This is a genomic window from Xanthomonas sp. LMG 12462 (assembly GCF_009192885.1).
Lineage (GTDB): Bacteria > Pseudomonadota > Gammaproteobacteria > Xanthomonadales > Xanthomonadaceae > Xanthomonas_A > Xanthomonas_A sontii.
Map to the genome: position 1 here is coordinate 1 of NZ_NMPP01000036.1, position 2978 is coordinate 2978.

A 2978-nucleotide genomic window follows, 5' to 3' on the forward strand; every position below is an offset into this window, starting at 1 on the left:
CCAGCTCGCCACCGGCGCCGCCTCGGTCGCCTCGCAGGGTGGCACGGTGGTCGGCCAGGTGGTCGAGACCATGAGCGGCATCGAGGCCTCCTCGCGCAAGATCGCCGACATCATCAGCGTCATCGACGGCATCGCCTTCCAGACCAATATCCTGGCCTTGAATGCGGCGGTGGAAGCGGCGCGTGCCGGCGAGCAGGGCCGCGGCTTCGCCGTGGTGGCCAGCGAAGTGCGCACCCTCGCCCAGCGCTCGTCGAATGCGGCCAAGGAGATCAAGGACCTGATCGACGACTCGGTCGGCCGTGTCGCCCAGGGCTCGGCGCTGGTCGACCAGGCCGGCAAGACCATGCACGAGATCGTCGCCTCGGTGCAGCGCGTCACCGACATCATGGGCGAGATCTCCGCCGCCTCGCAGGAACAGTCGGCCGGCATCGAGCAGGTCAACCAGACCGTGATGCAGATGGACGAGGCCACCCAGCAGAACGCCGCGCTGGTCGAGGAAGCCACCGCCGCCGCGCGTTCGATGGAGGATCAGGCCGGCCAGCTCAGCCAGGCCGTGGCCCTGTTCAAGATCGACCAGCAGGCGCCGACGGCACCGCGCAGTTCCGCACCGCCGGCCGCGCTAATCACTGCCGGCACCAAGCGACCGGCCAAGGCGCCGGTCAAACCCGTCGCACAAGGCGCACGCACCGCACCCAAGCGTGCCGTTGTCGCCGTCGGCGCCAACACCGACTGGCAAGAGTTCTGATCGGCCGGGTGGCCACGCCGACAGCGGCGTGGCCACCGTATCGTCTTGCCGCACCGTCTTTGCCTCTTTGCAGTTCGGCGTTCTCCTTCGCAGAACGCCCCGATGCCTGCCGACTTCGCAGGCACATGCCCCTCCACTCCAGTGTTCAAGCCTGGATCGTGCTGAAGAGCGCCCAAGCGCCGTCACTCAACGGCAAGCGGTCATTGCACCGGCATGGCGCGTAGGGCCGCACTGCGTCCAACACCCGGAGCGTCCGGCAAGGAACCCGCCAGCCACGTTCGAGAAGACGCTTCTGACGCTTCTCCGTCAGGGGCAAGCGCTTCCTCGTCCCGCCGACGTCCCCACCAGCCGATTCCGAGCATCCGCGTTCCCGCGTCCCGGCTGCCGATCGAATCGACGGCCTGGGCGCTGTACGCCTTCCCGTCCTGGACCGGGACATGCGGCTCGCGCCATCCGCCTCTTCCTTGCATGCCAACCGATCTCGGCATGCGCCGGTCAAGCTGCGCGCAAAAAAAGATCAAGTTATGTGATTCGTTGCCGATAAACGCAAACCAAAAGTCACATTCACGTTACGTATGGCACATGACCACCCGCCCATACATGCCCCTCCCCATCTCACATCGACCTGAGGAAAGACATGACTATGCCCCGCCCCCATCGCACCAGCAGCGTCGTCACCCGCCTGATGATTGGTGTCTCTGCCATCGCGGCCCTGTGCTTCGGCATCACCGCGCTGTTGATCTACGCAAAAAGCAGCCAAGCGCTGCTGACCTCGGCCAAGGCCGGCATGACCAACGCCGCCTACCTGGAAGCCAAGCGCATCGCAGGCGACATGAACACCGCGTTTTCCGCCAACCAGGCACTGGCGAACGCCATGCTGGTACAGCGCACCCAGGACGGCAATGCGCGCGCGAACGCCAGCGAGATCATGCGCAGGGAACTGCAGCAACATCCCGACTGGACCGCCATGGGGACGATGTGGGAACCGCAGGCATTCGATGGAAAGGACGCGCAGTACGCAGGCAGCGAGGGGCATGACGCCAGCGGCCGTTACATGGTCTATTGGGCCTGGCAAGGCGACAAGCTGATCCGCCAGCCACAGCTGGACTACGCCACGCCGGGCGCTGGCGACTGGTACCTGCGCCCGAGCAAGGAGCGCAGGCAGGCGCTGATCGAGCCGTATTACTACGATATCGGCGGCAGCAAGGTCCTGATTACGACATTGAGCACCCCGGTGATCGAGAACGGCAAGCTGCTTGCGGTGATGAATACCGACATCGGCCTCGCCAAGTTGCAGGAACGCCTGTCGAAATTGCACCCGCTCGGCGTCGGACACGTACGGCTGCTTTCGCCTGGCGGCGCGATCATCGCCGATCGCGACCCTGCACTGGTCGGCAAGAGGCTCGATGACGCCGCTAGCCGTGCCTTGCTCGCCCAGATCGCCAAGGGCGAGACCGTCGACCGCGAGACGGTCGATGCGAAGACCGGCGATACCGATGTCGAGATCTACGTGCCCTTGCAGATCGGCCAGGCGCAGGAGCATTTCGCACTGGGTGTCGCGGTGCCGAAGGCGGTGTTGATGGCGCAGGCGCGCAACCTGCTGTGGACCATCGCCGCGGTCGGCCTGTGCGCGGCGCTGCTGCTCAGCGGCGGCCTCTACTTGCTGCTGCGCCGGCTGGTGGTCAAGCCGCTGGCCAGTGCGGTGGAAGTCTCCAGCGCGGTCGCTGCCGGCCGCCTGGACAGCCGCATCCAGTACACCCGCAACGACGAGCTGGGACAGTTGCTGGGATCGCTGCAACGCATGCAGCAGCAGCTGCGCGCGGTGCTCGACGCGCAGAAGGAGATGGCCCAGCGCCACGACGCCGGCGAGATCAGCTATCGCATGGACGAAGCGGCCTTCCCCGGCGACTACGGCCGCATGGTCCACGACAGCAACGCCCTGGCCGCCTCACATATCGCGGTCAAGATGCGCCTGGCGCAGATCATGGGCCGCTATGCCATCGGCGACCTGTCCGAGGATATGGATCGGCTGCCCGGCGAAAAGGCGGTGCTCACCGAAACGATGGACACGGTCAAGCGCAACCTCACCGCGATGAACAGCGAGATCAAGCATCTGGCCGGTGCGGCGGCCGCCGGCGACTTCAGCGTGCGTGGCGACGCCGAACGCTTCCAGTACGACTTCCGCCTGATGGTCGACAGCCTCAACCAGCTGATGGCCACCGCCGACGGCAAA

The 2978-nt window shown here is 66.0% G+C and carries 2 protein-coding genes; both read left to right on the forward strand.

What is annotated here, in order from left to right; genetic code table 11:
* The coding region (locus CEK69_RS10115) for a methyl-accepting chemotaxis protein (RefSeq protein ID WP_226975116.1) at positions 1–745 on the forward strand (745 nt) is incomplete at its 5' end.
* A gap of 643 nt (positions 746–1388) precedes the next feature.
* Positions 1389–2978 (forward strand): HAMP domain-containing protein (locus CEK69_RS10120; protein ID WP_226975117.1); only part of this gene is annotated, 1590 nt, incomplete at its 3' end.